This window comes from Ensifer sp. MJa1, from assembly GCF_037026475.1.
GTDB lineage: Bacteria > Pseudomonadota > Alphaproteobacteria > Rhizobiales > Rhizobiaceae > Ensifer.
Map to the genome: position 1 here is coordinate 109,228 of NZ_JAKUMO010000014.1, position 25,570 is coordinate 134,797.

Genomic DNA, 25,570 nt, shown 5'->3' on the forward strand with positions numbered 1-25,570 from the left:
CAAGCAGTACGAAAGATCAGAAGGGCATCGGCATCGCGCCGGTGCCCTTTTTCTTTGGCGGGTCTCGTGGTCCGCCCCAGCCATGTGCATGTCGCATTCGGCGGCTTGCCGCGGTCCGGCAAGCCGTGTATAGGCTTTGACCATGACCAAGGCTGACGCATATCGGATCGCCTCGATCCCCGCCGGACGCGATGACAATCGTGCGCCGTCGCGCGCCTTCGCATCGCTTCTTCTTCTCGGCCTTACTCGCGGTTGCCGGGTTCGCTGAGGAGCGCCCGGCGGCCGAAAAGCCACGCCGGCGGATGCTCCTCGACCCCATCAAGAGTTTTAGAATAAAGGCGCGTTCCCACAGGCATTAGCCATCGCAATCCGGTCTCCGATCGGTTAAGGCAAGGCGGCCAGGACGCTCAGTGATGAAGAGAAGCTGCAATGATCCAGAAATCGCATCCCGTTAAGATTGGCATGCCGGAAGCGGCCGTAAAGTATCAGGCCTATCCGCAGATCGCGCTTGCCGACCGCACCTGGCCGTCGAAGACGATCACCAAGGCGCCGATCTGGTGTTCGGTCGACCTGCGCGACGGCAACCAGTCGCTGATCGACCCGATGGGTCACGATCGCAAGGCCCGCATGTTCCAGCTGTTGCTCGACATGGGCTTCAAGGAAATCGAGATCGGGTTCCCCTCGGCCTCGCAGACCGACTTCGACTTTGCCCGCTGGTGCATCGAGCAAGGCAACGTCGCCAAGGACGTGTCCTTGCAGGTGCTGGTGCAGTGCCGGCCGGAACTGATCACCCGCACCTTCGAAGCATTGGAAGGCGCCCACCAGCCGATCGTGCACTTCTACAATTCGACGAGCGAACTGCAGCGTCGCGTGGTGTTTTCCAAGGACGTAGCTGGCATCAAGCAGATCGCCACCGACGCTGCCAAGATGATCACCGACATGGCGGCCAAGGCCGGCGGCGGCTATCGCTTTGAATATTCGCCGGAGAGCTTCACCGGCACCGAGCTCGAAGTGGCGCTGGAGATCTGCAATGCGGTCACCGAGATCGTCAAGCCGACGCCGGACAACAAGCTGATCCTCAACCTGCCCTCGACGGTCGAGATGGCGACGCCGAACATCTATGCCGACCAGATCGAGTGGATGTGCCGCAACCTCGACAACCGCGAAAGCCTGATCATCTCGCTGCATCCGCACAACGACCGCGGTACCGGCATCGCTGCGACCGAGCTCGGCCTGATGGCGGGTGCTGACCGCGTCGAAGGCACGCTGTTTGGCAATGGCGAGCGCACCGGCAATGTCGACGTCGTCACCCTGGCGCTCAACATGTTCACGCAAGGCGTCGACCCGCAGCTCGACTGCTCCGACATCGAGCGGATCAAGGAAGTTTACGAGTATTCCAACCAGATGGTGATCCCCGAGCGCCATCCTTACGTCGGCGAACTGGTCTATACAGCCTTCTCCGGCTCGCACCAGGACGCGATCAACAAGGGCATGAAGGCGATCAAGACCGCCAACAAGCCGCTCTGGGAAGTGCCGTACCTGCCGATCGACCCGCGCGACGTCGGCCGCTCCTACGAGGCGATCATTCGCATCAACTCGCAGTCGGGCAAGGGCGGCATCGCCTACATCCTGCAGGAAGACTACGGCATCAACCTGCCGCGCAACCTCCAGGTCGAGTTCCGCGAGGACATCCAGCGCATCACCGACGAGGAAGGCAAGGAGCTTCCCTCCAAGCGTATCCACGAGCGCTTCATCGAGCGCTACGTCGAGCAGCCGGGCGCCCGCATCAAGTTCGTCGACCACCACACCTATCCGGTGGGCGAGCACAAGGGCGTGCGCGTGGTGGCTGCGGAGATCACCGATAATGGCGAGGTGAAGCGCATCGAAGGCAAGGGCACCGGCCCGATCGACGGCTTCATCAACGCCCTGTCGATCTATCTCGGCGTCGACCTCTCGGTGGCAGATTACTCCGAGCACTCGCTGCAGCACGGCTCCAACGCGGCCGCCATCGCCTATGTCGAGATGGAGCATCCCGACGGTAAGCTGTTCGGCGCCGGCATCAACACCAACATCGTTGCCGCCTCGCTCGAAGCGATCGTCTCGGCGGCCAACCGCGTGCTGGAAATGAAGCGCGGCTGACAGGCCGCAAGGGTCAAACAAAGAAGAGCCGCGTCGGGGAAACCCGGCGCGGCTCTTGTGTGTCTGGGCTTGCGTTTATCGCCCGATCAGATGGCCGCTGCGACGGTTTCCGCGAGGTCCTGCATGCCGACATGGGAGGAGGGGCCGACAACCACGAAGGAGGCGCCGCCTCGCTGCCATGCGACCATGCCGAGATCGTCCCGGATGCTCTCGTCAAACTCATCCGACTGCGGGCCGGTCGTGCTCTTGAGGAAACAGATGGCGAAGATCTCGCCTTCGGCACTGCGATAGACGAGCTGCGCCACGGGCTTGCCATTGGCCACCAGCAGGCGCGCCCCTTCGAAGGTCAGGCCCTTGCCGGCAAGCTGCGGGATCTTGAACGGAACGCCAACGCTGGAGGCAAGCCAGGTCTCGATTTTCGGCGCCTCGGAGGCGGGGACCTCGACGAGGTGTTCCTTCTGGCGTGAATAGATGCGGTGATAGTCGGCGATGTCGTCAAGCCAGCCACTTGCCGCAGCAAGCTTGGTTGGCTCGCTGACGTTGTTTGCGGCGCCGACGATGAAACCGGCTGCTCCGCCGATCAGCATCAGGGCGACAGAGGCGGCCAGAACCCGTGGCCAGATCCGCACGTTTCTCACCGTGGCAGCGGCTGTCGTTACTCTTTCGGTCTTTGGGCTCACCCCCGGACCCTGCTTGATCTGCCGGACGAGCGCGAGAGGCACGGGGTCGTGCAGGAAATCCTCAAATGCGGTATTGCCGAAGCTGCTGCCGGCCTTCAGCTTTTCGAACAGCGCCTTGGCGTCGTCGTCGCGGGCAAGCAGTGCCTCCAGTTCGGATCTTTCAGCTTCGCCGATCTCGCCGTCGATATAGGCGGACAGTCGAACTTCGAGTGCGTGACCCTTTGTCTGTTGCAACGGTCAGGCCCTCCTTTCAGTATTCTCGGAGATCATCGCCGCAAGCCTGAGGCGCGCGGTCGACAACCTGCTCATGACAGTGCCGATCGGGATCCCGAGGATGTCGGCGGTCTCGCGGTAGCTGTGGCCCTCGACGTTGACCAGAAGGAACACGCTCGCGAGGCCCTCCGGCATCGACAGGATCATTTTCTGCAACTGGTTGGCGTAGACGGCCTTTTCGGCAGACGGCTCGATGCTGAGCTCGTCCTGGCCGAGCGCGTCGACCGTACCGGTGCCGGTTCGGACCTTGCGTTTACGGATTTCGTCGACCCAGAGGTTGCGCGTCATCGCATAGATCCAGCTTTCCAGCCGACCTTCTCCATTCCACAGATGGCTGCGCGTGATTGCGCGCTCGCAGGCTTCCTGGACGAGATCGTCGGCATCGCTAGCATTGCGTGTCAATGTCATCGCGAAACGGCGCAATTTGGGCAGGAGACCGACCAAATCGCGTCTGAAGTCCTTCGTTTCTGCCGCTGGACGCATTGCTCTTCCAAATGAAACGTGCCGGATCGTGCTTTTATTCGCGGTGCGGGGCACAAGCCGGATGATATGAAACATTTGCCTGTTAGTCTGCAAGGGAAGCGCCGGAACGGAAAGCAAATTCTGCTGCTTCATGGCTTCTTTTCCCAAAAAGCTTTTGCTTTGGCGCGCCCGTTAACCGTTGCTCGCGTTACCGTAAACTGCCTCAGTGCACCGCCATCACGTCAAAGTTCGGCCCGAATCTGGCCAGACCTCATGCCACAACTTGAGGTCGCCGTCGGGGATGCGCCAATGAACGGACAACATCGTACTGAGAGAATGCACTTTACCGGGTTCGTGGTTCGCCGTGGTGGCAAGCGCAGCCGCCTGGCACGCGCCGTAGCCGTCCGGGTCGGCACCCTCATTCCGCTCATTGTCGGGCTTGCCGCCTGCCAGAGCGCGCAGCTTAGCGAAACCGGATCGCTGTCCTCCTACAAGGATTTCGTCGCCAGCGACGGGCTGGTGACCAAGACAAAGTATCGGGTGGATTCCGTTGCGACAAAGACCGTCAAGACGGTGCATGTGATCCCGACCACTTTTGCCGTCAATGCCGAAACCGGCAAGCTCGGAGAGCCGCAGAAGAGGCTGGTGGCGACGGCCATTGACCGGTCGTTGTGCGAGGCGCTGAGCGCCCATTTCGATGTCGTACCGATCTCGAAGCCGGCGGACATGGCGGTGCGTTCGGTGATTAGCAACGTCAAGGCGACGAATGCCGTCGTTGCGGGTGTCTCGACGGTCACCTCGGCGGTCGCGCCGGTTCCGGTTCCGCGCATTCCGATCGGGCTTGGCAGCCTCGCGGTCGAGGCGGAGGCCTTCGATACGAAGGGCAAGCAGATCGCCGGGCTGACATGGGCGCGCGGCGCCAACATCATCACCAATGGGTCGCGCGCGTCGACGGCGGCCGACGCGTTCGAACTTGCTGGCGATTTCTCGGATGATTTCAGCGCCTTGCTGGAAAAATCAGCCGACCCGATGAAGTCCGATTTTGAACTGCCGTCGATGAAGAAGGTCTCGAACAGCGTTTCCTATGCGGTGACCGGCAAGCCCACCGATCCCGATTGCGCCGTCTTCGGCAAGGGGGCCGGCATCGGTGGCATGGCGGGCGGTGCGCTTGGCCTGCCGCCGGAATGGTCGGAAAAGAAGAACGAGACCGCGCCGATTGCCGACGGAGCCACGAAAGGCCCCGGCAAGAAAAGCTAACTGCGCGCGAATGCAGCCGCCGTTCAGCGCGGAGGATCAGGGCGGCGCCTGGCGCCGCCCGTTCTCAATCTCGGTGGATCAATACTGGCGCACGCCGCCCAAGGATTGAAGCAGCGCGCGATAGGCCCAGGTGTTCTCGCCACCGCGGTCGCGGATTTCGACCAGTTGCACGCGCGCTTCCTCCACGTGCCCCTGTTCGATCAACGCCTGACCCATATAGGAGCGGGCGAGAATGTAGTTCTCATCGGCCTGGAGCGCGCGCTTGTAGTACTGCATGCCGAGTTCCATGCGGCCGGCCTTGCGGTTTGAATAGCCGAGATAGTTCAGCACGCGGGCGCTTTTCTGGTCCTTGACGGCACCAAGCACCTTGATGGCATTCTCGTACTGGCCTGCATAGGCAAGTTCGCGCGCCGCATTAAACAGGATGTCGTCGCCAAGGTCGCTCTTCTTGGCGTTGACGCAGGCATTCCTCTTTGCGTCCCAGACCTTGCCATCCGTGCATTGCGTGGTCGTCTTGGTCTTCTTCGGCGGCTCGCTCGTGTCCTCGCCGGCCGCCATCACGGTCTGCGCCGCAAAGGTGGCCGCGCCGGCAGCAAAAAGGGTAAGCAAAAGGGTCCTCGTGCTCATCATGCTATCTCCCGTTCCTTGCGCATGACCCCGAAAGCCCGCGCTGCGTTTCGAAGCGGTTGCCGTTCCCGATGCTGGAGAACGTGCCGCAACCGGCGCACGCCCGGCGTCGTGACGTGAACCATGCCAGAAGGCGGCCCTCTCGTCACCCGCATTGCGTCACTGGCGCCACGTCGCCAGCGTGCGGCGTGTCACCCGTGATAGGACGCTTGAAGACCGGTGTTTATTCGCCGGGCGATGGATTTTTTTGCTGAGACGGCCGGCGAGGCCGATTTCACAGCCTGGTCGTCTCGGCCAGTGACACCGTCGTTGCATCAGCGTTCAGCGCGTAGCGTTCGCGTGTCAGATGCCAATTGCCGGGCTCGCCGGTTACGGTGAACAGGTTGTAGGCGGCCGGTGGCTTGTGGCCGCCTGGTCCCTGGGAGGCCGAGGCGATGCCGACGACGGGGACAGGGATCTGCTGTCCCTTCAGCCAGTAGACGGTGTTGAGGTGGGTGTGGCCATGGATGACGAGCTCCGCCCCGCCCGACGAGATCGTCGCGGCAAAACGGCGGATACCGATCATGCGCTTGTGCATCGAAGCTGCGCCGCGGATCGGCGGATGATGGATCATGACGATGCGAAAGAGACCGGCTTCACCGGCGGCACGCAGCATGTTGACCATGGCGCGTGCCTGCCTTTGTCCGAAGTAGCCGCTGGCGGCAAAGGGAGGTGTGGCGACGGCCGTCGAGCAACCGATCAGCGCCACGGGTCCGCGCACCCGCATGTAGGGAAAGCAATGGTGCCGGTCGTGCCAGTGGGCGGGTGCATCGTCGCCACGCATATAGGGATACCAGGCGCGGGTGGTCTTTTCGTAGGCGCCGGGCACATAGGCGTCGTGGTTGCCGGGAACGACGGAAATGTTCTCGGGCTTGCCGGCATCTTCCAGCCATCCGGTCACAGCGGTGATCTCGCGCGAGGAGGCGAGATTGACGAGGTCGCCGGTGATCGCCAGATGATCCGGATCCTTCTTCTCGATGTCGGCGAGCAGTGTGTCGAGCGTGCCGGTGAACAGATGGTGCGCACGGTTACGGTGCCAGTTGACGAAACCGGTGATGCGCTTCGACGCAAGTTCCCTCAGGGACAGTTCGGGCAGGGGGCCGAGATGGACATCGGAGATATGGGCGAGTTTGAACATCGACCCCGTCTAGCGCATATTCCGCTCCAGGGGAATCAGCTCGCCCAATGAATCGCGCGGCTGGAAAGGCAGAAGGACAAGGCGACTGAGCGACGAACGGCCACCGGAGATGCGGCGCTGGTATCTCCGGCTCCTGATGCGGCTTGCACACGGCTATTATGCGCTGGCGCGCGGCATGACGATCGGCGTGCGTGCCGCCTGTTTCGACAGTGAGGGGCGGGTGTTCCTGGTGCGCCATTCCTACCTGCCCGGTTGGCATTTGCCGGGTGGCGGCCTTGATCGCAACGAAGCGTCCATTGACGGCCTGCTGCGGGAGCTGCGGGAGGAGGGCAATCTCGAGGTGACCGTGCCGCCCGTTTTGATCCAGGTCTACTACAACAGGCGCACAAGCCGCCGCGATCATGTCGTCTTCTACCGTTGCGACGGTGTCAGGCAGACGACGCCGAAGACGCCGGATGTGGAAATTGCCGAAAGCGGTTTCTTTCCGCTCGATGCCCTGCCGGAGGCAACGACGCCGGCAACGCGCCGCCGGCTCGCGGAACTTGCCGGCGGCATTGTTTTCGACCGTTACTGGTAGGCGCGGCGGCGCTTTAGGTCCTGCGAATACAAGGACTTAAAGCGCGTCACGTCCGTGCGGAGCCTTAAGATCGAGCGCCGGGCCCACCGGAACGACGCCCGTCGGGTTGATGGTCGTGTGGCTGCGGTAGTAGTGCTCCTTGATGTGGCGCATGTCGACGGTCTCGGCCACGCCCGGCACCTGGTATAGTTCGCGCAGGTAGCCCTGAAGGTTCGGGTAGCCGGCGATTTGGCGGATGTTGCACTTGAAGTGGCCGACATAGACGGGGTCGAAGCGCACCAGCGTCGTGAACAGGCGCCAGTCGGCCTCGGTGAGGCGGCTGCCGGTGAGGTAACGCTGCGACGCCAGGCGCTGTTCCAGCTTGTCGAGCCGGGCAAAAAGTGCCGTGACGCTTTCCTCGTAGGCACCTTGCGTGGTGGCGAAGCCGGCCTTGTAAACCCCGTTATTGACGTCGCTGTAGACATCGGTGTTCAGCGCATCGATCTCGGCACGCAGCTCTTCCGGATAGAAGTCGAGCGTCGAGCCGGTGAGGCCGTCGAAGGCGGAATTGAACATCCGGATGATTTCAGAGGATTCGTTCGAGACGATGGTGTTTTGCTGCTTGTCCCAGAGAACCGGCACCGTCACCCGGCCGGAATAGTTGGCATCGGCGCGGGTATAGATCTGCCACAGTGCCTTCGATCCGAAGAGGTGGTCGGCGGTGCCGATGCCGCCTTCCTTGAACTCCCAGCCTTGGCTGAGCATCAGCGGGTCGACGACGGAGACGGAAATCAGGTCTTCCAGCTTCTTCAGCTTGCGAAAGATCAGCGTGCGGTGCGCCCAGGGACAGGCAAGCGAAACATAGAGATGATAGCGCCCGGCTTCCGCCTTGAAGCCGGCGTCGCCGCTCGGGCCCGCCGATCCATCTGAGGTCACCCAGTTGCGGAACTGTGATGCGCTGCGCTTGAAGTGGCCGTTCGTTGCCACCGTGTCGTACCAGACGTCCTGCCAGACGCCATCCACCAACCTGCCCATGAGCGATCTCCTTGGTAATGCTTGCATCCATAGATAGCGCTTCTGCGGACGCGCGATAGATAGCGAAATCAGAACAGTGCGTTTTGGGCTTTGACAGAGGGCAATTTTCTGATATCGGCGATGTCACAACTTTTTTTCGTGCCTGGAAGAAACCGCACTGATGATGTTCTCGGGAAACCTGCGACGACGCTGATGCTGCAAACGCCCACCTTCGGGCGAAGCCATCCCTATGTTCGTCTGCATGCCTGGTTCCTGATCCCATGAAAAAGCACGATCTCGTCTACCTGACCGAAGACGCGTCCCATGACGCAGCCATCGAAATCATCAACGAAGAAGCCTTCGGCCCCGGCCGGTTCGCCCGGGCGGCTGCACGCATTCGCGAGCAGGGACCGCATGACCGGTCGCTGTCCTTCATCTGCGCCGACAACGGCGAAACGATCGCATCGGTTCGCATGACGCCGGTCATGGCGGGTTCTGTCAAGGGGCACCTGCTCGGACCGCTCGCCGTCAGGCCGTCGCACAAGAACCAGGGCATCGGCCGGGAACTGGTGCGCATCGCGGTGGAGGCGGCGCGGCGGAAGGGCTCGCATGCGGTGATCCTCGTTGGCGATCCGCCCTATTACCAGCCGCTCGGCTTCGAGAAGGTCCGCTACGCCGCACTTGAATTCCCAGGCCCGGTCGATCCGGCGCGGGTGCTGGTAGTGCCGATGGCCGAGGATGTGCATGCCGGTCTTGCGGGCGTCATTGCCTGGCGAGACGAAAAGGCTGCCTTGCAACAACCCTTCGAGCTTCCGCTTGCCGTGTGAACGGTGAGCGGGGCATTCCGGCTTTCCATCCACGTCCAGCCTTGAAGCTGGTTCGGCGCTATCGCGCCACGAGCGATTTCTTCAGGAAGACACGGGCGCGGCCCGGTGGAAAATCGGGCAGTTCGCCGAAGGCCTCGTAGCCCTGGCGCTCATAGGCGCGCCGGGCCTGCGGGTTGAAGGTGTCGATCCAGCCCCCCCCCGTGGCAACCGCGGTTTCGTGCCTCCTCTTCAGCCGCCTGCAGCAATTGGCCAGCCAGCCCCCGGCCACGCAGGTCCTCGGGCAGCCACAGCCATTGCTCAAAGAGCCAGCCCCAGGCGGTATAACCGCCCAGGCCACCGCGCTGGCCCCTGGCTTCAGGCCCGCCGATCAGCACGGCGAGCGACCGCCGCTCGGACGGCCCGACATCGGCGGCGTTGAAGGTGGTCAGGCCATGGCCGATTGCTTCGAGCGCCTCGGGGGCCGGGGCGTCGGTGACTACAAACGTCGGATCCTCTCAGCTGCGGCGCATGCTGAAGACGTCGAGGCGGTCCTCGCCGACGTCTTTCTCGTCGAGCCGCCAGCCGATGCGCTCGTAGAAGGCTCGCTTGCCCGGAAGGGCGCAGAGATGCACGGCCACAACGCCGGTGTCGAGTGCGGCACGGGCGGCCTTCAGCACGATAGCGCCACCGATGCCGATCCCACGAAATGGCGGATCGACCCAGACCGCCGCCACCCAGGGCGTCAGGTCCGGACGTTCCTCGAGGTCGGAGGCAATCACCGAGGCGGTGCCGACGAAACGGGCGCCATCATGGGCCACCAGGCACAGGGATTGCGTGTCCTTGCCCATGCTGTTTTCAAGCAATCCTTCGATGTGGCTGAGCGGGAAACCATGAGGCTCCCACCAGGCACGCCAGATCCGGTCGGCGACCGCATCGAAGAAATGCGGCGTGTCGCGAAGATCGCTGACGGTAACGGCCGGACCGGTCATCGTCCCTCGCGGTACCACATGGCCGAGATCAGGAAGAGCAGGGCGGCAAGGCCGAGCAGGCCGGTGAACAGCGGCACCGAGTTGATACCCTTCAGCACCGTCTCGTCGGTCATGCGGATGGAGAGGCGCTGGTCGTCGACCGATCGTATGGAGCCCCTGACCGGCAGGACGCTCGGCAGATCGAGCGGGCCATCGGCGCTTGCCAGGCGCCGCACCAGCCCCTTGGTCTTTTCCGCCCAGGGACGCAGCTTGTCTTCGGTCGAGATCGCCGCCTTGAACTCGGGCGCATTGGGATCGCCGACATGGGCAAGGGCGGTGAGCTCACCGTTCGCCATTTCATAGAGCCCGGTCTCGCTGGTGGCCAGTTCAGCGGAATAGAGGCCCGGCTGGCGCTCGGTGAGCTTGATCTCCTGTTTTCCGCCGGAGGGCGAAACGAGCGTGACCGGCCCTGGATCACCATCGATCGTCTGGCGGGTGATCTCGAGCGTCCGACCGCGGGCGCGCGCGGTCAGCGCTTCTTCCTCAAGCGAGGGCTCCTGCATCAGCCAGTGGGCAGTGCGGCGATAGAGCGCGACATGGGGGCCGCCGCCCTCAAATCCGCGAGCCCAGAGCCAGCCCTGGTCCGAAAGCAGCATGGCGACGCGGCCCTTGCCGACGCGGTTGAGCACCAGCAGCGGCTCGCCGTCGGCGGCCTGCATCACGGTGTGGCCCTGCGGGCGGTCGACATCGACGGTGCGGAACCAGCGGCCCCAATGCGGCGGATCGCTGTCGGAGCCTTCGAGGCCGCGGGTCACCGGATGTTTCCTCCCTTCCTCCGACAGGCGAGGGAAGAAGGCCTTTTCGTTCATGACCCCTGTCGGCGATGCCGGAAGCACGGCCGACAGCGGCGTTGCCGCAATCGAATCGTCGCCGGCGTGCTCGGGACCCGCGGCGATCAGCAGCGCGCCGCCGTTTTCGACATATTGGGCGATGTTGTCATAGAAGAGGATCGGCAACAGGCCGCGGTGCTGGTAGCGGTCGAGGATGATGAGGTCGAACTCGTTGATCTTGTCGACGAACAGTTCGCGCGTCGGGAAGGTGATCAGCGACAGTTCGTTGATCGGCGTGCCGTCCTGCTTTTCCTGCGGGCGCAGAATGGTGAAATGCACCAGATCGACCGCCGCGTCGGATTTCAGCAGATTGCGCCAGGCGCGTTCACCGGCATGCGGTTCGCCGGAGACCAGCAGCACGCGCAGGTTCTCGCGGATGCCGTCGAGCACGTGGACGGCACGGTTGTTGGCGGTGGTGACTTCGCGGGGAATGGCGTCGACGGCAAATTCGAGCACATTGTTGCCGCCGCGTGGAACGGTGAAGCTGAAGGGAACTTCCGTCCCGGGTTCGGCCCGTTCACGGGCGATCTCGTTGCCGTTCAGGCGGATGGTCACTTCGGCGGTTCCGCCGGGGGCCGCGCCGTCGTCAACGACCCGGAACGACAGCTTCTGTTCCTCGTCGACGATGCCGAAGCGCGGCGGATTGATCAGTTCGACACGCCGGTCGAACTCGTCGGGCTTGCCGGTGATGAGCCCATGGATCGGCGCATCGAAGCCGAGTTTGCGCGTCACTTCGGGCACGTCGTGAATCTGGCCATCGGTCACGAAGATGGCGCCGCCGATGCGCGCGGGAGGCACGTCGGACAGCGACGTTGTAAGAGCGGTGAAGAGATCCGTGGACGGAGAAACGCTCGCCGGATCCGTCTTTGCCTCGACGATGCGCGGTTCGATGAGCGGGATCGCCGCCAGCCGCGCCTTCAGGCCCTCGACCGCACGATCGGTCTGCTCGGTCCGTTCGCCGTTCTGCTGGCTCTGGCTGCGGTCGACGACAACGGCAACAATCGTTGAAAGGGGATCGCGCAGCTCGACGAAAATCGAGGGGTTGGCGATCGCAAGCCCAAGAGCGGCCAAGGCGAGGGCACGCAGCCACGCGCCTCTTACCTTCCGCCAAAGGCCGAAGCCGACGAGCAACGACGCGATCGCGACAAGCGGCACGAAGAAGGAGAACGGGAGCAGCGGGGCAAAGCCATAGGTCATCGATCGGTCCTCACTGCCCAAGCCTCTGGAGGAGGTCCGGCACATGGACCTGATCGGCCTTGTAGTTGCCCGTCAGCATATACATCATGATGTTGACGCCGGCCCGGTAGGCAAATTCGCGCTGCATTTCGTCCGGCGGAACCGTCGGCAGTAACGGCACGCCGTTCGCGTCGACCGCCCAGGCGCCGGCAAAGTCGTTGCCGGTGATCATGATCGGTGTCACGCCATCACCACCGCGCACCGGACGGTTGGCCTGTTCTTCGTTCTCGTCAGGTTGCGCCTCCACCCACAACTGGCTGTCCGTATAGCGCCCAGGGAAGTTCGACAGCAGGTAGAAAGCCTTCGTCAGCACGTGATCGGAGGGCACCGGCTCCAGCGGCGGGATATCGAGGCCGCTCAACATTTCCTGCAGGCGCTGGACGTTGGGGCTGTCGCCCGCTGCCGTCGGGGTGAGCGAAGAGAACTCGTCGCGGGTGTCGAAAAGAACCGTGCCGCCGTTGCGCATATAGGCATCGATGCGGCTGATCGCCCGGCTGCTCGGCATCGGCGCCGTCGCCGAGACCGGCCAATAGATGATCGGATAGAAGGCCAGTTCGTCCTGTTCGAGGTCGATGCCGACGGGCGCTCCCGGCTCGAGTGCCGTGCGGTAGGTCAAATAGTTGGTCAGTCCTTGCAGCCCCTGCTCGGAGAGCCGGTCGACTTCCGTCTCGCCGGTGATGACATAGGCGAGGTGGGTGGTGTCCAGCCTTTGCAGCGTCTGCTCATCGCTCGGCTGGTTGTCCTGGGCGTAGCTGTCCGTCGGAGCCGTTGCGGCAAGGCCAAAGGAGAGGAGCAGGGCGACGGCAGCGGCGCTGCCAGCCGTGCGACGGCGAAGCCCGGTCAGGGCACCGGTCATGTAAAGCACGATCAGCGCGTCGATCAGGAATAGGATCAGGGCAAGCGCGAAGAGATGCGGCCGGATCGAGATCGGGCGCGCACCCTCCAGCCCTTCGGCCCGTTCGCCGACGAGAGCGCCCCTGATCTGGGCAAGCGTGCTGCCTTCGGGCAGGAGGTTGTTGGCGACGAAGCCCTCTTCGGAACCATAAAGGCCGGGCGGCGTGTCGGCGGACACTGTCGGGGGTACGCCGGGAGCAATCTCGAGCGGCCGGGCGCTGCCGGCTTCGCTCATCAATTCGCCGCGGGCGTTCAGCAGTCGGTAGGGCGACAGCGTCTGCGCCTTGCTTGCCTGGTCGCCGGCAACGCCGCCGGCGCGCGAAAGCTGGATCGAGCGGCGCAGCATGTCGACGAACGATCCCGAAATCGGCAGGTTCGACCAGTTCGGATCGGCGCTGACGTGGAAAAGCACGATGCGTCCGCGCCCGCGTTCTGCCGTTGTTACCAGCGGCGTGCCGTCAGCCAGATTGGCCCAGGTCCGTTCCACAAGGTCGGGTGTCGGCTGTGCCAAGACCTGGCGCTTGACGAGGACTTCGCGCGGGTGTTCCAGGCCGGCAAAGGGGCTGGTGGGCGGATAGTCGGCCAAGGGCTGCGGCTCCGACCAGGAAAGCGCGCCGTCGAGCGTGCGCTCGCCCTGCCTGAGCACGACGGGAACGAGCGGGTCGTCGGCCGGCGCTCCGGCAAGCCTTGGACCGGCAAAACGGATCAGCATGCCGCCATTTTCCAGCCAGCGGGTCACCAGCGGATAGCTTTCGTCCGGCAAGCGGCCGACGTCAGCCATGACCAGGATCGACGGGTTCTGGGCCAAAAGTTCGGCGATCGCCTTGCCGACTGCTTCCTCGCGCGGCTCGATCAGGTCCGCATGCGGTTCGAGCGCCCGCTTGATGTAATAGAGCGGCGACAGCAGTGGCTGCGACTGGCGGACCTCGCCGCTGAGCAGCGCCACGCGCCGGCGGCGATTGCCGTCGTCGAGCAGGCGGACGCCACCGGCGGTCGCCTGGCCCTCGATCGTCAGGCGGGCGAAATCGTTGCGCAGTTCGAACGGTGCTCGCAGCAGGGCGTTGGCGCTGGTGGCGCCGGGCGCGAAGCGCAGTTCGCCCTCGGCAATTGCCGTGCCGCGAATATCGCGGGCAAGCACATAATAGGCGCGGGGCTCGCCAAGCGGCAGCCTCGATGCAGTCACCCGCATGCCTTCGGTTTCGTTGGTCGCCGATGTCAGCGCGATGGCGTTTTCGCCGTCGCCTTCGATCCGGCGGACATTGGCAGCGCCGAGATCGGCGATGTCACCCATCGTCTGGCCGTTCTCAGCCTCGATGCCGTCGCTGAGGAACGCGAGGGTTCCGGGCGGTGTTGCCGAAAGGGCGGTCTTCATGGCGGCAAGCGCCCGGCCGCGGTCCGACGGCAGTGGCTGCGGCTGCGCCGCCGTCAGGCGGTCGCGTGCGGTGGCCGCAGACGCCGGTGTCGCGTCATGCTGGCGGTCGGTTGTAAAGACGATCGATACGGGCAGGTCCTTTGCGGCTGCATCGTCGATCAGTGCGCCGGCGGTCTCGACCCGCTGATCCCAATCGGCGACCGTCGCCCAGCTGTTGTCGACGACGAGCGCCAGCGGGCCTGCTGCCGAAAGGGTGTTCTGGCGCGGGTTCATGACCGGATCGGCGATCGCCAGAATCAAGGCGGCTGCCATCAGCATGCGCAGAAGCGTCAACCACCAGGGACTTTGCGCAGGGGTTTCCTCGCGCTTCATCACCGAGGCGAGGATGCGCAACGGAGGAAACACTTCGGCCGCGGGTCTTGGCGGCGTCATGCGCAGCAGCCACCAGATTACCGGAAGGGCGACTAGTGCGGCAAGGATGGCCGGATTGGTGAACAGGAAGGGCAGGCCGCTCATAGCTGGCCCCCATGAGTTGCCCGTCCCGGCATGCCGGATAGGTAGGTGTGCACGGCCACCAGTGCCTCGGAGGCGGGCCGGTCGGTCCTGTGCGGGGTAAAGGTCCAGCCGAGGTGGCGAAGCGTCACGCCGAGACTGTCGCGGCGGCCAGTATAGGCGCGCTGATAGTCTTCGCGCAGAACTTCGGCACGCCCGGCCGTCAGTTTCTCGCCGGTTTCCGGATCGGTGAATTCGGTTCGGCCGCTATAGGGAAACACCTCTTCGGCCGGATCGGCGATTTCGACGACGTGGCCGCGCAGGCCGCGCCTTGCAAGCGGGCCGAGCCGTTCCATGATCTTTTCGGCTGGGTCGAGAAAGTCGCCGATCAGCACCAGGTCGCTGGTGCTGCGGATCATCCCGGTCTCAGGCAGGCCCTCGGCCAGCGGGCTGAGCATGATCGCCGTTGCCAGCCGTTCGGCGGCATTGCGGGCCGAGATCGGCTCCATGACCCCAGGGCAGCCGATGCGCTCGCCCGAACGGGCGAGGATTTCGGCAAGCGCCAGCATCAGAACGAGCGCGCGGCTTTCCTTGGAGACGGCGCCGAGCTTCGACTTGTACATCATCGACGGTGACAGATCGGCCCACAGCCAGATCGTGTGCGCGGCTTCCCATTCGCGGTCGCGCACATAGGTGTGGTCGTCACGGGCTGAGCGGCGCCAGTCGATGCGCGACATGCTCTCGCCATCCGAATAGGGCCGGAATTGCCAGAAATTCTCGCCGATGCCGCGCTTGCGCCGGCCGTGCCAGCCGGAGATCACGGTGTTGGCGATGCGGCGCGCTTCGACCAGGCAATCGGGCACGAGCATGGCGCGCTGCTGCGCGCGTGAAAGCACGTCATTGGCGGGTGTACGCGAGACTATGTGCCCGACGGTGGCCATGCGCTAGCCTCTGGCCTGTTTCACCAGACCGGCGATGACGTCGCGCACGGTCATGCCCTCGGCGCGGGCGGCGAAGGTCAGCGCCATGCGGTGCTGGAGGACGGGCTCGGCAAGCGCCAGGATATCGTCGATCGACGGCGCCAGGCGTCCGTCATAGAGCGCACGGGCGCGGGCACACAGCATCAGCGCCTGGCCGGCACGCGGGCCAGGGCCCCAGGCGACATTCTTGTCGGTTTCGGCATTGCCGTTGCCGGGACGGGCGGAGCGCACCAGCGACAGGATGGCATCGACCACCTTCTCGCCAACCGGCATCTGGCGGATGAGGCTCTGGATCTGCTGGAGGCGCGCGGCATCGATCACCGGATGGGCGGTTGCCTCGCCGACGCCGGTGGTCTCGAGCAGGATCTGCCGTTCGGCGTCAAGCTCGGGATAGCCGACATCGACCTGCATCAGGAAGCGGTCGAGCTGCGCCTCGGGCAGCGGATAGGTACCTTCCTGCTCCAGCGGGTTCTGGGTCGCGAGCACATGGAAGGGCTGCGGAAGGTCCTTGCGGGCGCCCGCGACCGTGATGTGGTACTCCTGCATCGCCTGCAGCAGCGCCGACTGCGTGCGCGGCGAGGCACGGTTGATTTCGTCGGCCATCAGCAATTGCGTGAAGATCGGGCCGGGGATGAAGCGGAACGAGCGGTGGCCTGCGGCATCCTGGTCCATCACTTCCGAGCCAAGAATGTCGGAAGGCATGAGGTCGGGCGTGAACTGCACACGGCTGGAATCGAGGCCGAGCACGGTGCCGAGCGTGGCGACGAGTTTCGTCTTGGCAAGGCCGGGTACGCCGACGAGCAGCGCGTGGCCGCCGGACAGAACGGCGAGCAGGGTCTGTTCGACCACGCTTTCCTGGCCGAAGATGACCTTGCCGACCTCGGCGCGCACCCGGGCGATCTCGCCGAGCGCACTTTCGGCCGCAGCCACAATCGCCTTCTCGTCGACCGCGTCCGTCGCGCCCTTCATCACAGTCATGGTCGTAACTCCCCGGTCGCCCGTTGTTGAACCGAATCGCCTTTACCGGGATTTCAGTTGCCTTATTCCAATTTAGACCCTGGCCGACGGCTGACAAGTCGCAGCGGACGCACTATCTCGTGAGATATCAAAGGTCTCGACACGAAAATCGAGGGCAAACGGGACGGAACGATGGCAGAGGCCGAAATTCAGCAAACGGGCGATGCCGCCGGATTGGCCGCGCTGATTGCGCGCGCGGCAGGTCAGACGGGCGAAAAGGCGCGAGGTCTGCCGCCGGTCGATCGCTGGAATCCGCCGTTTTGCGGTGACATCGACATGGAGATCCGCGCCGACGGCACGTGGTTCTATCTGGGCACGCCGATCGGCCGGCAGCCGTTGGTCCGGCTGTTTTCCACGGTTCTGCGCAAGGACGAGGATGGCCGCACCTATCTGGTGACCCCTGTGGAAAAGGTCGGCATCCGCATCGTCGATGCGCCCTTCGTTGGCGTCGAGATGAGCGTGACCCATGGCGAGCAAGGCCAGGTGCTGACCTTCCGCACCAATGTCGGCGACGTGGTCGAAGCCGGGCCCGAACATCCGCTGCGCTTTGTCATCCACGGCGAGAACCGGGAACTGAAGCCGTATCTGCTCGTGCGCGGGCGGCTGGAGGCGCTGGTGTCGCGGCCTGTCATGTACGACATCGTCGAGCTTGGCGAGACGCTCGCCGTCGATGGTGTCGAGATGTTCTGCGTGCGCTCGGCCGGCGCCATTTTCCCGATCATGCCGGCGGCCGAACTGGAAGCGCTTTCCCGATGAATTCGCATCCTTTCTCTGCCGACGAGTTTCGCCGTCGTGCGCTGACCCAGATGGGCGGGCCGATCGATACGGCCTGGCGTGAACATGGCGATTTCCTGCTCAATCCCGGCATCGTGCCCTATCTGGAAACGCTGAAGCTTAAGGACGCCGCGGTTCTCGTGCCTGTCGTCGACGACGGCGACGACGCGACCGTGATCCTGACCCAGCGCACCGCCAGCCTGCGCAAACATTCCGGCCAGGTCGCCTTTCCCGGCGGCGCCGTCGACCCCGAGGACCGCTCGGTGGAGGTGGCGGCACTGCGCGAAGCGCAGGAGGAGATCGGTCTCGATCCGCGTTTCGTCGAGACCATCGGGCGCCTGCCGCACTACATGGCGATGTCGGGCTTTCGCATCACCCCGGTGTTGGCCGTGGTCAAACCCGGTTTCGAACTCATCCCCAATCCGGAGGAGGTCGAAAGCGTCTTCGAGGTGCCGCTGTCGTTTCTGATGAATCCCAGCAATCATGCCCGCGGCAGCGGGCACTGGCAGGGCGAGGAGCGGCATTTTTATCGAATGCCCTATGGTGAACGCAACATCTGGGGTATCACCGCCGGCATTCTGCGCATGCTCTATGAAAGGCTCTATGCATGACTTCGGTTGCCGGCGAAGGCTGGTTCTCTACGCCCTCTCTGCGTCGTGTCTTCGAGGTCCTGAACGTCGAGGGCGGCGAGGTCAGGATCGTCGGTGGCGCGGTGCGCAACAGCCTGATGGGGCTTGCCGCCGGGGATATCGACATGGCCACCACCTGGCGGCCGGAAGAGGTTTCCGAGCGGGCCAAGGCGGCAGGCATCAAGGTGGTGCCGACGGGCATCGACCACGGCACGGTGACGCTTGTCATCGACGGGACGCCCTATGAGGTGACGACACTGCGCCGCGACGTCTCGACCGACGGCCGTCGGGCGGAAGTCGCCTTCGGTGGCGACTGGAAGGCCGACGCCGAGCGACGCGACTTCACCATCAACGCGCTCTATGCCGATGCGCGTGGCGAGGTGTTCGACGATGTCGGCGGGCTCGCCGACATTGAAACGCGCACCTTGCGCTTCATCGGTGACGCTTCCGAGCGCGTGGCCGAGGATTATCTGCGTATTCTGCGCTTCTTCCGCTTCTTCGCTCACTACGGCAATGGCCGGCCGGATGCCGACGGCCTGCGCGCCTGCGCCAGGGCAAGGTCCAAACTTGCGACGCTTTCGGCCGAGCGGGTCTGGGCGGAAACCAAGAAGCTGCTTTCGGCCGCCGATCCGGGCCGGGCACTGCTGTGGATGCGCCAGGCCGGCGTGCTCACCGAAATCCTGCCGGAAACGGAAAAGTGGGGCATCGACGCGATCCCGGAACTGGTTACTGCGGAACGGGCTTTCGGCTGGACGCCGGATCCGCTCATGCGCCTTGCCGCGATCGTGCCGCCGGACGAGGCGCGGCTGGAGGCGATGGCGGAGCGTCTGCGCCTTTCGAAGGCCGAGGCCGCCTTCTTCAGCCGTTGGGCCAAGGCGCCGGCGATCGCCGCGACCACCGTCGATGCGGCGCTCGACCGTTTGCTCTATCGTCACGGCAGCGAAGGGATATCGGTCAAGCTGCGGCTGGCGCTGGCGACGGCACGCCGCAAGTCCGAAGGCGATCCGGCGTTGCTTTCAGAGACGGCCTCCTTGCGACGCCTGCTGGCGCGTGCCGAGGCGTGGCAGCGTCCGGGCTTTCCTGTGAACGGGGCGGACGTGCTCAAGGCGGGGGTACCGGCAGGCCCGAAAGTGGGAGAGTTCCTCAGCGAGCTTGAAAATCTGTGGGTCGAGCGCAATTTCAGCCTCGACCGGGCAAATCTGCTCGCCCGGCTCGAAGCGATGGTCCGGCCGGCTTAGAACAAGCTGGCTCAGGCAAGACCGTCAGGCCGCCTTGCTTTCGTCGACGATCCGGGCCTTGATGTTGTCGATCATGTTTTCGCGGATGAGTGTTTCGCCGTGGGTTTGGCGCATGTGCTCGACGACGCGACGCACGACTTCCGCGTCATTGTCGGCGCGCGTGTGCCATTCGCAACCCGGGACGAGTGAACCGCATTCAAACAGGCGCATGGCTGCTTCCTTCCCTGTGTGATTGTTTGATGCGAGAGCGCGGCCGTCCATTCCTCCATGGCGACCGCACACAGCCTAGCATCAACCCCCGGTGCGACCAAATTGTTCCGGGGACGCCGCAATAAGAAAGCATTATCGACAAGCCCGGCGATGGTGTTATGGGTTTGCGGTAACAAGAGACGCAAAGGCCTTTTGCCCATGACGAGCACCGTTCAATCGGAACTGATCGCCTCCATCCGGAATATTCCTGATTATCCGAAGCCGGGTGTCATGTTCCGGGATATCACCACGCTGCTTGGTGACCCGCGCGCATTTCGCCGCGCGATCGACGAACTCGTGCATCCCTATGCCGGAACCAAGGTGGACAAGATCGCCGGCATCGAGGCCCGTGGCTTCATTCTCGGCGGGGCGATCGCCCACCAGCTCTCCTCGGGCTTCGTGCCGATCCGCAAGAAGGGCAAGCTGCCGCACGACACCGTGCGCATCGCCTACAGCCTGGAATACGGCGTCGATGAAATGGAAATGCACAAGGACGCGATCAAGCCGGGCGAGAAGGTGATCCTGGTAGACGACCTGATCGCGACCGGCGGAACGGCGGAAGCGGCCACCAAGCTGTTGAAGCAGATGGGCGCGGAAATCGTCGCGGCCTGCTTTGTCATCGACCTTCCTGAACTCGGCGGCCGCAAGAAGCTCGAAGCGCTCGGCGTCAATGTTCGCACGCTGATCGAGTTCGAAGGGCACTGATCCTCGAACAGGCATGGGTGCGGGCGGCGTCCGCACCTGCTGTTCTCGCAACCAGAACATCCTTCTTCGTCGTAACCCAAGCGCACTAGAGGCGATTGATCGTCCGCAACATCAGCTGCACTTCGCGCTGCGTTGCCGGCGGCAGGGTCTCCACTTCCCGCTGCCAGAACCGTTCGGCTTCCGGCGGTTCTGATTCCCAGGTTCTGACGGATGTCTCATTGTCGTCGATGACGACACGGCGGTGACCGCCGAGACGCAAATAGGCATCCGCCAATTCGCAGACGTGGGTCTTTTCCATGGTCAGCACTCCCGTTTTCCCACTCCCGTTTTCCTTGACGCAAAGCGGCGTTGTTCACGGGCGCGCGAGAGCGCCAACGCGCTTTGTCTCATCTCGAATTTTACGCGCAAAACACGCGGGGATTAAGGGGCTTTGGAACGATCGGCCCGATTTTCGGGCCGATGTGCGGCTCGTTACACGAACTCGATCACCTTGCTCTCGAAGCGGATGACCGGTTCACCATGCTGGTTTTCGCCCTCGCACAGGATTGTGTTGATGCGCCAGCCAGGCTTGGAGGCGAGCGTCCGGCTTTCGAGGAAGGTGACGGAATAGGTGATGGTGTCGCCGGCATAGACCGGCTTGAGCCACCTGAGATCGCGAAATCCCGGGGAGGGGCCGAGGTTGGGCGCACGCAGCCCCTCGGCCGCGAGACGCCGCTGCTCGTTCTTCCAGAAGCGGACGAAACATTGCATCCACCCGGCGCAAGTGTGCCAACCGGATGCACAAAGGCCGCCGAAGAGCGAATGCCGTGCCGCTTCCTCATCGAGATGGAAGGGCTGCGGATCGAAGTCGCGGGCAAAGCGGATGATATCGTGTGGCGTGAAGGCCAGGCTGCCGATGACGGTCTTTTTGTGCCCGGCGTAGAATTCTTCCATCGTCATCATCAGCCTTGTTCCTTCTCGCGGCAACGAAAGAGAACCGAGCACTCGGAGACCGTGACCGGCTCGCCGCGTTGGTTCATGAGTTCGTTGCGGAACTTGACGATGCCGAGACCGGGGCGCGACTTCGACCTCCGGGCTTCGACAACGAGGCTGAAGCCGGAAAGAACGTCGCCGGCGATAACCGGTTTCTTCCAGTCCATGAAGTCGATGCCGGGCGATCCTTGCGATGACGAATCGCCCATGAAAGCGTCGAGCATCATGCGCATGCCGATGGCGCTGGTGTGCCAGCCAGAGGCGGCAAGACCACCGAGAATGCTGCGTTTTCCGGCCTCTTCATCGAGATGCATCGGCTGCTGGTCGAACTCGCTGGCAAAGGCGATCATTGTCGCCGGCTTCAACTCGACCGGTTGGTATTCGAAACGTCGCCCTTCGGAAAAATCCTCGAAATACAGCATGCGCATTTGTCCCATCTGATTGCCGCCGCATTACGTACTGCATTCTTTTCCAAATCGGAATCGAATTGCGCGGGCCGGCCCCGCAGGTTTTTGGACCGGGGTCGAGGCAATTTCCAGGTTGCGCCTGCCGGATCTTCATGCAACCACCTGTCTCGGCGTCGCATTCGCCGGCGCCTTTTGAGGAGCAACCGTGACCGAACTGAACAGAGCGCTCGCACGCGCTGCCGATAAGGGGATCATCTCCGCCCATCAGGTGGGCGATCTCGAAGCCTATCTTGCCGAACGCGGCTTTGGCTTCGGCCCCGTACCCGCTGATATCGCTGCCGACAAGGCTGATGCCGCACTGGATGGTCAAACGGCCGAGGACAGCGAGCAGCCCCGTTTCATCCGAGGCTTTCACGATATCCTGATCACGATCGGTGTCGTCGTCGTCCTCATCGGCCTGTGGGGCCTGGGTGGTCCGATCATCACGCTGCCGGTCATTCTCGTGCTTGCGGAAATTCTCGTGCGCCGCCAGCGATTGGCCTTGCCTTCGGTGGCTTTGACGCTTGCGCTTGTACATTGGGTCGGGACGACGTTGCTGCATTTCGTCAGCGATCAGGCCGATACCTGGAAGCCGCTGATCTATGCGCTCGCTTATCTGTCGGCGTTTCCGATCCCGCTCGCCTTGTTCTACTGGCGCTACCGCGTTCCGCTGGCATTAGCCGGCCTGGTCCTCTCGATTGCCCTGGTCGCCGTGGTCGCGGTCCTTGCGGCCCTTGAAAAGAGCCTGGGGATCGACATTGCCAACGACAACGGCTTTATGCTTTTGCCACTCACCTTGCTTGTCGGCGCGCTCAGCGTCTTTGCGGTTGCCATGCGCTATGACGTCTCGGATCCTCAGCGTGTAACGACGCGCTCGGATACGGCCTTCTGGCTGCATCTGGCTGCGGCTCCGGCGCTGCTCTATTCACTGATGGGACTGGTCTTCCTGACCAATGGTGGCGGGACCTGGTGGGATGGACAGGCCGGGTTCGGCCAGGCGACTGCCGCCATCCTGATCGTCGCGCTGTTCATGCTGGTCGGGCTCGTCATCGACCGCCGCGCCTTCGTCACGTCGGGGCTGTTGTCTCTCGGGGGGGCGATCTGGACCATGCTCAGCCAGGCGGACGCTTCGCTCGACAGCTACGTCTTCGTCGCCTTCGCGGCCGTCGGCGCCACCGTGCTGTTCATCGGCATCTTCTGGCAGAAGCTGCGCCGTATTGTCATCGACCTGCTTCCGGAAACGATGACGGCGCGGTTGCATGCCGCGCCGTAACATCGGGATCTTGATGCGCGCTGCACTGCTGCAGCGCGTCCTGGCCTGCTGATCCCGCGCCTCAGGCGCCGGATCAGAGCGCGCCTTACGTGTTGAAGCGGAAGTGGATGACGTCGCCGTCCTGGACGACGTATTCCTTGCCTTCGTCACGCGCCTTGCCGGCTTCCTTGGCACCGGTTTCGCCACCGAGCGCGATGTAGTCTTCGTAGGCGATCGTATTGGCGCGGATGAAGCCGCGCTCGAAATCGGTGTGGATGACGCCGGCGGCCTGCGGTGCCTTGGTGCCGCGCTGGATCGTCCAGGCGCGGGTTTCCTTCGGGCCGACGGTGAAGTAGGTGATGAGGTCGAGCAGCTTGTAGCCGGCGCGGATCAGGCGGTCGAGACCGGCTTCTTCCAGACCGAGCGCGCCGAGGAACTCCTTGGATTCGTCTTCCGGCAGCTGCGCCACTTCGGATTCGATTGCAGCCGAGATCACAACGCTCTCAGCGCCTTGCGCCTTGGCCATTTCGGCGACGGAGCGGGTGTGCTCGTTGCCGTCGACCGCATCGCTTTCCGCGACGTTGCAGACGTAGAGAACCGGGTGGGCGGTCAGGAGGTTGAGGCCCTGGAGGATGCGCAGTTCTTCGGCGTCGAGCGTCGACAGCAGCGTGCGGACCGGCTTGCCGTCCTGCAGGAGCTTCAGCGAAGCTTCCATGATCGGAAGCTGCGCCATGGAATCCTTGTCCTTGCCGACGGCGCGCTTGCGGGTCTGCTCGGTGCGGCGCTCCAGGCTTTCGAGGTCGGCGAGCATCAGCTCGGTCTCGATCGTCTCGGCGTCGGCGACCGGGTTGATGCGGCCTTCGACGTGGGTGATGTCGTCATCCTCGAAGCAGCGCAGCACGTGCACGACGGCGTCCACTTCGCGGATGTTGGCGAGGAACTGGTTGCCGAGGCCTTCGCCCTTCGACGCGCCGCGCACCAGGCCGGCGATGTCGACGAAGGAGATGCGCGTCGGGATGATTTCCTTCGACTTTGCGATGTCGGCAAGCTTGCGCATGCGTGGATCCGGCACCGCCACTTCGCCGGTATTCGGCTCGATGGTGCAGAACGGGTAGTTCGCCGCCTGGGCGGCCGCCGTCTTGGTCAGCGCGTTGAAGAGGGTGGACTTGCCGACATTCGGCAGTCCGACAATACCGCATTTGAAGCCCATGGGGTCTCGTCCGTATCTTAAAAATTCCGTTGGCGTGGCTATGCGGGAAGGGCGCTTCCCGGTCAAGGGCGGACACCCCGTTCACGGTAAATAAGGGGCTCCGCCCGTTGAACGCACGGCGTGTGGGCTGCATATGCGCTGCGAAATGTGTCGCAAGTAGCTGTGGCAGTGAAGAATGAGAGTGAGCGGGAATGGCGGAGTTGATCGACCAGAAGTTCATGTTTCCGCGCGTGCCGGTCGCCGTCGTCGATATCGGTGACACGCTAGAAGCGCTGCTGATCCGCTCCATGCTGGAGAGCCTCGGCGCTGTCGTCACCCTGCATCTGCCGGGAACGCCTGAGGATTTTCTGACCCTGATCGGCGCCGGTGAAAGCGTGCACCAATATCTCATCATCTGCGGCCACGGCGACGAAAATGGTTTCGTCTTCGGCGATTACATCGACGAGATCGACACGTCGATGCTGGTCGAGGGCAGCCTGCCGCCGCCGGTCGTCGCCGAACACGCGAAGCTCAAGGGCAAGATCGTCCTCAGTACCTGTTGCGAAACCGGCGGCAAAGCCTATGGCGACGCCTTTGCCCTGAAGGGTGACGCTGCCCTTTACATTGCCCCTGATGGCTCGCCGGAGGGCACCGACGCGCCGCTATTCGTGCATTGCTTTTTCCACGCGCTGCTGGCGCGCAAGCAGACGGCGGAGGTGGCGCTAGAGCGGGCACGTTCCTATGACGCGGCGACCAAGATGTTCGTCGGCCATCGGGGGAATGACTGACCTGCGGCAGCGCTGAGAAAGCTGCTTTTGCTTGATCGATGCGCTCGCCCGTAGGATAGTGCGGCTCGCGGTCGTGCCGCCCATTCTGTCATCAACGGGGTGAATTCCGATGAGTGACAACGAGGTTGCCAGAAAAGTCAAAGTGAAGGTCAAGCCGAAGCTCGAACGGCCGAAGCTTTACAAGGTCATGCTGCTCAACGACGACTATACGCCGCGCGAATTCGTCGTCGGCGTGTTGAAGTCTGTCTTTCGAATGAGCGAAGAGGCCAGTTACCGGGTGATGATGACGGCGCACAAGATGGGCACGTCCGTTGTCGTCGTCTGCGCGCGCGACATTGCGGAAACCAAGGCCAAGGCGGCGACGGATCTCGCCAAGGAGGCGGGCTTCCCGCTGCTCTTTACGACCGAGCCCGAGGAATAGGGGGCGTGCGACCCTGCCTTGCCTTGCGCCCGTCCGGACGTGAGACCTTTTCTGAACAATTGCCGGA

Annotated in this window: 26 protein-coding genes and 1 pseudogene; 11 read left to right on the forward strand and 16 right to left on the reverse strand. The window is 63.6% G+C overall.

Annotated elements, in window-relative coordinates:
* Nucleotides 1–429: 429 nt before the first annotated feature.
* On the forward strand, nucleotides 430–2,139 hold the full coding sequence (leuA, locus tag MKZ91_RS19225) for a 2-isopropylmalate synthase (RefSeq protein ID WP_336172666.1): 1,710 nt from the start codon (nucleotides 430–432) through the stop codon (nucleotides 2,137–2,139).
* 86 nt (nucleotides 2,140–2,225) lie between these two features.
* On the opposite strand, the gene MKZ91_RS19230 is transcribed toward leuA, so the two are convergent.
* Complete coding sequence (locus MKZ91_RS19230; RefSeq protein WP_336172667.1) at nucleotides 2,226–3,053, reverse strand: anti-sigma factor family protein; 828 nt, start codon at nucleotides 3,051–3,053, stop codon at nucleotides 2,226–2,228.
* A gap of 3 nt (nucleotides 3,054–3,056) precedes the next feature.
* Complete coding sequence (locus tag MKZ91_RS19235) at nucleotides 3,057–3,575, reverse strand: RNA polymerase sigma factor (RefSeq protein WP_336172668.1); 519 nt, start codon at nucleotides 3,573–3,575, stop codon at nucleotides 3,057–3,059.
* Nucleotides 3,576–3,593: 18 nt separating this feature from the next.
* On the opposite strand from MKZ91_RS19235, the gene MKZ91_RS19240 reads away from it, so the two are divergent.
* Nucleotides 3,594–4,811, forward strand: coding sequence for a DUF3313 domain-containing protein (locus tag MKZ91_RS19240; RefSeq protein WP_336172669.1), 1,218 nt, complete (start codon nucleotides 3,594–3,596; stop codon nucleotides 4,809–4,811).
* 78 nt (nucleotides 4,812–4,889) lie between these two features.
* Here the strand turns inward: MKZ91_RS19240 and MKZ91_RS19245 are convergent, their stop codons facing one another.
* Both MKZ91_RS19245 and MKZ91_RS19250 read right to left on the reverse strand, forming a co-directional pair.
* Nucleotides 4,890–5,438: a tetratricopeptide repeat protein gene (locus MKZ91_RS19245; RefSeq protein ID WP_336172670.1), complete on the reverse strand. Its 549-nt coding sequence runs from the start codon at nucleotides 5,436–5,438 to the stop codon at nucleotides 4,890–4,892.
* A gap of 274 nt (nucleotides 5,439–5,712) precedes the next feature.
* Nucleotides 5,713–6,615, reverse strand: a complete 903-nt coding sequence (locus tag MKZ91_RS19250) for a metallophosphoesterase family protein (RefSeq protein WP_336172671.1) — start codon at nucleotides 6,613–6,615, stop codon at nucleotides 5,713–5,715.
* Nucleotides 6,616–6,724: 109 nt separating this feature from the next.
* On the opposite strand from MKZ91_RS19250, the gene MKZ91_RS19255 reads away from it, so the two are divergent.
* The gene (locus MKZ91_RS19255) at nucleotides 6,725–7,192 is read left to right on the forward strand and encodes an NUDIX domain-containing protein (protein ID WP_336172672.1); all 468 of its coding nucleotides are present in this window, start codon (nucleotides 6,725–6,727) and stop codon (nucleotides 7,190–7,192) included.
* Between the two features lie 36 nt (nucleotides 7,193–7,228).
* Here the strand turns inward: MKZ91_RS19255 and MKZ91_RS19260 are convergent, their stop codons facing one another.
* Complete coding sequence (locus MKZ91_RS19260) at nucleotides 7,229–8,206, reverse strand: glutathione S-transferase family protein (protein ID WP_336172673.1); 978 nt, start codon at nucleotides 8,204–8,206, stop codon at nucleotides 7,229–7,231.
* Nucleotides 8,207–8,466: 260 nt separating this feature from the next.
* Here MKZ91_RS19260 and MKZ91_RS19265 point away from each other — a divergent pair, with 260 nt between their 5' ends.
* Entirely contained in the window at nucleotides 8,467–9,012 is a 546-nt protein-coding gene (locus tag MKZ91_RS19265) for a GNAT family N-acetyltransferase (RefSeq protein ID WP_336172674.1), read from the forward strand.
* A gap of 58 nt (nucleotides 9,013–9,070) precedes the next feature.
* Here the strand turns inward: MKZ91_RS19265 and MKZ91_RS19270 are convergent.
* From MKZ91_RS19270 to MKZ91_RS19295, 6 genes and pseudogenes are all read right to left on the reverse strand, one after another.
* Nucleotides 9,071–9,452 (reverse strand): annotated as a pseudogene (locus MKZ91_RS19270) (GNAT family N-acetyltransferase).
* A gap of 54 nt (nucleotides 9,453–9,506) precedes the next feature.
* Complete coding sequence (locus MKZ91_RS19275; RefSeq protein ID WP_336172675.1) at nucleotides 9,507–9,980, reverse strand: GNAT family N-acetyltransferase; 474 nt, start codon at nucleotides 9,978–9,980, stop codon at nucleotides 9,507–9,509.
* A complete protein-coding gene (locus MKZ91_RS19280; RefSeq protein ID WP_336172676.1) occupies nucleotides 9,977–12,046 on the reverse strand; it encodes a hypothetical protein in 2,070 nt (689 codons plus the stop codon). Before MKZ91_RS19280 ends, MKZ91_RS19275 begins: the two co-directional genes overlap by 4 nt.
* 10 nt (nucleotides 12,047–12,056) lie before the next feature.
* Nucleotides 12,057–14,867 carry a DUF4159 domain-containing protein gene (locus tag MKZ91_RS19285; protein WP_336172677.1) on the reverse strand — a complete coding sequence of 937 codons (2,811 nt, stop codon included), beginning with the start codon at nucleotides 14,865–14,867 and terminating at the stop codon, nucleotides 12,057–12,059.
* Nucleotides 14,864–15,784, reverse strand: a complete 921-nt coding sequence (locus tag MKZ91_RS19290) for a DUF58 domain-containing protein (protein ID WP_336172678.1) — start codon at nucleotides 15,782–15,784, stop codon at nucleotides 14,864–14,866. Before MKZ91_RS19290 ends, MKZ91_RS19285 begins: the two co-directional genes overlap by 4 nt.
* Before the next feature lie 3 nt (nucleotides 15,785–15,787).
* Nucleotides 15,788–16,801 carry an AAA family ATPase gene (locus MKZ91_RS19295; protein ID WP_336172679.1) on the reverse strand — a complete coding sequence of 338 codons (1,014 nt, stop codon included), beginning with the start codon at nucleotides 16,799–16,801 and terminating at the stop codon, nucleotides 15,788–15,790.
* Nucleotides 16,802–16,972: 171 nt separating this feature from the next.
* Between MKZ91_RS19295 and MKZ91_RS19300 the strand changes: the two genes are divergently transcribed.
* The 3 genes from MKZ91_RS19300 to MKZ91_RS19310 are packed head-to-tail and all read left to right on the forward strand — an operon-like array spanning nucleotide 16,973 to nucleotide 19,481.
* Nucleotides 16,973–17,596, forward strand: coding sequence for a DUF1285 domain-containing protein (locus MKZ91_RS19300; RefSeq protein WP_336172680.1), 624 nt, complete (start codon nucleotides 16,973–16,975; stop codon nucleotides 17,594–17,596).
* The gene (locus tag MKZ91_RS19305) at nucleotides 17,593–18,225 is read left to right on the forward strand and encodes a CoA pyrophosphatase (protein WP_336172681.1); all 633 of its coding nucleotides are present in this window, start codon (nucleotides 17,593–17,595) and stop codon (nucleotides 18,223–18,225) included. Before MKZ91_RS19300 ends, MKZ91_RS19305 begins: the two co-directional genes overlap by 4 nt.
* Complete coding sequence (locus MKZ91_RS19310) at nucleotides 18,222–19,481, forward strand: CCA tRNA nucleotidyltransferase (protein ID WP_336172682.1); 1,260 nt, start codon at nucleotides 18,222–18,224, stop codon at nucleotides 19,479–19,481. The genes MKZ91_RS19305 and MKZ91_RS19310 overlap by 4 nt, the downstream gene beginning before the upstream one ends.
* Nucleotides 19,482–19,505: 24 nt before the next feature.
* Here the strand turns inward: MKZ91_RS19310 and MKZ91_RS19315 are convergent, their stop codons facing one another.
* Complete coding sequence (locus MKZ91_RS19315; RefSeq protein WP_336172683.1) at nucleotides 19,506–19,691, reverse strand: DUF1059 domain-containing protein; 186 nt, start codon at nucleotides 19,689–19,691, stop codon at nucleotides 19,506–19,508.
* Between the two features lie 198 nt (nucleotides 19,692–19,889).
* Between MKZ91_RS19315 and MKZ91_RS19320 the strand changes: the two genes are divergently transcribed.
* A complete protein-coding gene (locus tag MKZ91_RS19320) occupies nucleotides 19,890–20,435 on the forward strand; it encodes an adenine phosphoribosyltransferase (protein ID WP_336172684.1) in 546 nt (181 codons plus the stop codon).
* Nucleotides 20,436–20,520: 85 nt separating this feature from the next.
* On the opposite strand, the gene MKZ91_RS19325 is transcribed toward MKZ91_RS19320, so the two are convergent.
* From MKZ91_RS19325 to MKZ91_RS19335, 3 genes are all read right to left on the reverse strand, one after another.
* Nucleotides 20,521–20,733: a hypothetical protein gene (locus tag MKZ91_RS19325; RefSeq protein ID WP_336172685.1), complete on the reverse strand. Its 213-nt coding sequence runs from the start codon at nucleotides 20,731–20,733 to the stop codon at nucleotides 20,521–20,523.
* 173 nt (nucleotides 20,734–20,906) lie between these two features.
* The gene (locus MKZ91_RS19330) at nucleotides 20,907–21,377 is read right to left on the reverse strand and encodes a MaoC family dehydratase (protein WP_336172686.1); all 471 of its coding nucleotides are present in this window, start codon (nucleotides 21,375–21,377) and stop codon (nucleotides 20,907–20,909) included.
* Nucleotides 21,377–21,829, reverse strand: coding sequence for a MaoC family dehydratase (locus MKZ91_RS19335; RefSeq protein ID WP_336172727.1), 453 nt, complete (start codon nucleotides 21,827–21,829; stop codon nucleotides 21,377–21,379). The genes MKZ91_RS19330 and MKZ91_RS19335 overlap by 1 nt, the downstream gene beginning before the upstream one ends.
* Before the next feature lie 190 nt (nucleotides 21,830–22,019).
* Between MKZ91_RS19335 and MKZ91_RS19340 the strand changes: the two genes are divergently transcribed.
* Nucleotides 22,020–23,126: a hypothetical protein gene (locus MKZ91_RS19340; RefSeq protein WP_336172687.1), complete on the forward strand. Its 1,107-nt coding sequence runs from the start codon at nucleotides 22,020–22,022 to the stop codon at nucleotides 23,124–23,126.
* 85 nt (nucleotides 23,127–23,211) lie between these two features.
* On the opposite strand, the gene ychF is transcribed toward MKZ91_RS19340, so the two are convergent.
* Nucleotides 23,212–24,315, reverse strand: coding sequence for a redox-regulated ATPase YchF (gene ychF, locus MKZ91_RS19345; RefSeq protein ID WP_336172688.1), 1,104 nt, complete (start codon nucleotides 24,313–24,315; stop codon nucleotides 23,212–23,214).
* A gap of 191 nt (nucleotides 24,316–24,506) precedes the next feature.
* On the opposite strand from ychF, the gene MKZ91_RS19350 reads away from it, so the two are divergent.
* Nucleotides 24,507–25,082: a hypothetical protein gene (locus MKZ91_RS19350; RefSeq protein ID WP_336172689.1), complete on the forward strand. Its 576-nt coding sequence runs from the start codon at nucleotides 24,507–24,509 to the stop codon at nucleotides 25,080–25,082.
* A gap of 109 nt (nucleotides 25,083–25,191) precedes the next feature.
* Nucleotides 25,192–25,503, forward strand: a complete 312-nt coding sequence (gene clpS / locus MKZ91_RS19355) for an ATP-dependent Clp protease adapter ClpS (protein ID WP_336172690.1) — start codon at nucleotides 25,192–25,194, stop codon at nucleotides 25,501–25,503.
* Nucleotides 25,504–25,570: the final 67 nt, after the last annotated feature.

What these genes read in the sequence shown, in the direction of transcription:
- leuA (WP_336172666.1), top strand. Translation starts at nt 430, where the DNA reads ATGATCCAGAAATCGCATCCCGTTAAGATTGGCATGCCGGAAGCGGCC.
- MKZ91_RS19235 (WP_336172668.1), bottom strand. Translation starts at nt 3,575, where the DNA reads ATGCGTCCAGCGGCAGAAACGAAGGACTTCAGACGCGATTTGGTCGGT.
- MKZ91_RS19245 (WP_336172670.1), bottom strand. Translation starts at nt 5,438, where the DNA reads ATGAGCACGAGGACCCTTTTGCTTACCCTTTTTGCTGCCGGCGCGGCC.
- MKZ91_RS19250 (WP_336172671.1), bottom strand. Translation starts at nt 6,615, where the DNA reads ATGTTCAAACTCGCCCATATCTCCGATGTCCATCTCGGCCCCCTGCCC.
- MKZ91_RS19255 (WP_336172672.1), top strand. Translation starts at nt 6,725, where the DNA reads ATGCGGCGCTGGTATCTCCGGCTCCTGATGCGGCTTGCACACGGCTAT.
- MKZ91_RS19260 (WP_336172673.1), bottom strand. Translation starts at nt 8,206, where the DNA reads ATGGGCAGGTTGGTGGATGGCGTCTGGCAGGACGTCTGGTACGACACG.
- MKZ91_RS19265 (WP_336172674.1), top strand. Translation starts at nt 8,467, where the DNA reads ATGAAAAAGCACGATCTCGTCTACCTGACCGAAGACGCGTCCCATGAC.
- MKZ91_RS19275 (WP_336172675.1), bottom strand. Translation starts at nt 9,980, where the DNA reads ATGACCGGTCCGGCCGTTACCGTCAGCGATCTTCGCGACACGCCGCAT.
- MKZ91_RS19280 (WP_336172676.1), bottom strand. Translation starts at nt 12,046, where the DNA reads ATGACCTATGGCTTTGCCCCGCTGCTCCCGTTCTCCTTCTTCGTGCCG.
- MKZ91_RS19285 (WP_336172677.1), bottom strand. Translation starts at nt 14,867, where the DNA reads ATGAGCGGCCTGCCCTTCCTGTTCACCAATCCGGCCATCCTTGCCGCA.
- MKZ91_RS19290 (WP_336172678.1), bottom strand. Translation starts at nt 15,784, where the DNA reads ATGGCCACCGTCGGGCACATAGTCTCGCGTACACCCGCCAATGACGTG.
- MKZ91_RS19295 (WP_336172679.1), bottom strand. Translation starts at nt 16,801, where the DNA reads ATGACTGTGATGAAGGGCGCGACGGACGCGGTCGACGAGAAGGCGATT.
- MKZ91_RS19300 (WP_336172680.1), top strand. Translation starts at nt 16,973, where the DNA reads ATGGCAGAGGCCGAAATTCAGCAAACGGGCGATGCCGCCGGATTGGCC.
- MKZ91_RS19305 (WP_336172681.1), top strand. Translation starts at nt 17,593, where the DNA reads ATGAATTCGCATCCTTTCTCTGCCGACGAGTTTCGCCGTCGTGCGCTG.
- MKZ91_RS19310 (WP_336172682.1), top strand. Translation starts at nt 18,222, where the DNA reads ATGACTTCGGTTGCCGGCGAAGGCTGGTTCTCTACGCCCTCTCTGCGT.
- MKZ91_RS19315 (WP_336172683.1), bottom strand. Translation starts at nt 19,691, where the DNA reads ATGCGCCTGTTTGAATGCGGTTCACTCGTCCCGGGTTGCGAATGGCAC.
- MKZ91_RS19320 (WP_336172684.1), top strand. Translation starts at nt 19,890, where the DNA reads ATGACGAGCACCGTTCAATCGGAACTGATCGCCTCCATCCGGAATATT.
- MKZ91_RS19325 (WP_336172685.1), bottom strand. Translation starts at nt 20,733, where the DNA reads ATGGAAAAGACCCACGTCTGCGAATTGGCGGATGCCTATTTGCGTCTC.
- MKZ91_RS19330 (WP_336172686.1), bottom strand. Translation starts at nt 21,377, where the DNA reads ATGATGACGATGGAAGAATTCTACGCCGGGCACAAAAAGACCGTCATC.
- MKZ91_RS19335 (WP_336172727.1), bottom strand. Translation starts at nt 21,829, where the DNA reads ATGCTGTATTTCGAGGATTTTTCCGAAGGGCGACGTTTCGAATACCAA.
- ychF (WP_336172688.1), bottom strand. Translation starts at nt 24,315, where the DNA reads ATGGGCTTCAAATGCGGTATTGTCGGACTGCCGAATGTCGGCAAGTCC.
- MKZ91_RS19350 (WP_336172689.1), top strand. Translation starts at nt 24,507, where the DNA reads ATGGCGGAGTTGATCGACCAGAAGTTCATGTTTCCGCGCGTGCCGGTC.
- clpS (WP_336172690.1), top strand. Translation starts at nt 25,192, where the DNA reads ATGAGTGACAACGAGGTTGCCAGAAAAGTCAAAGTGAAGGTCAAGCCG.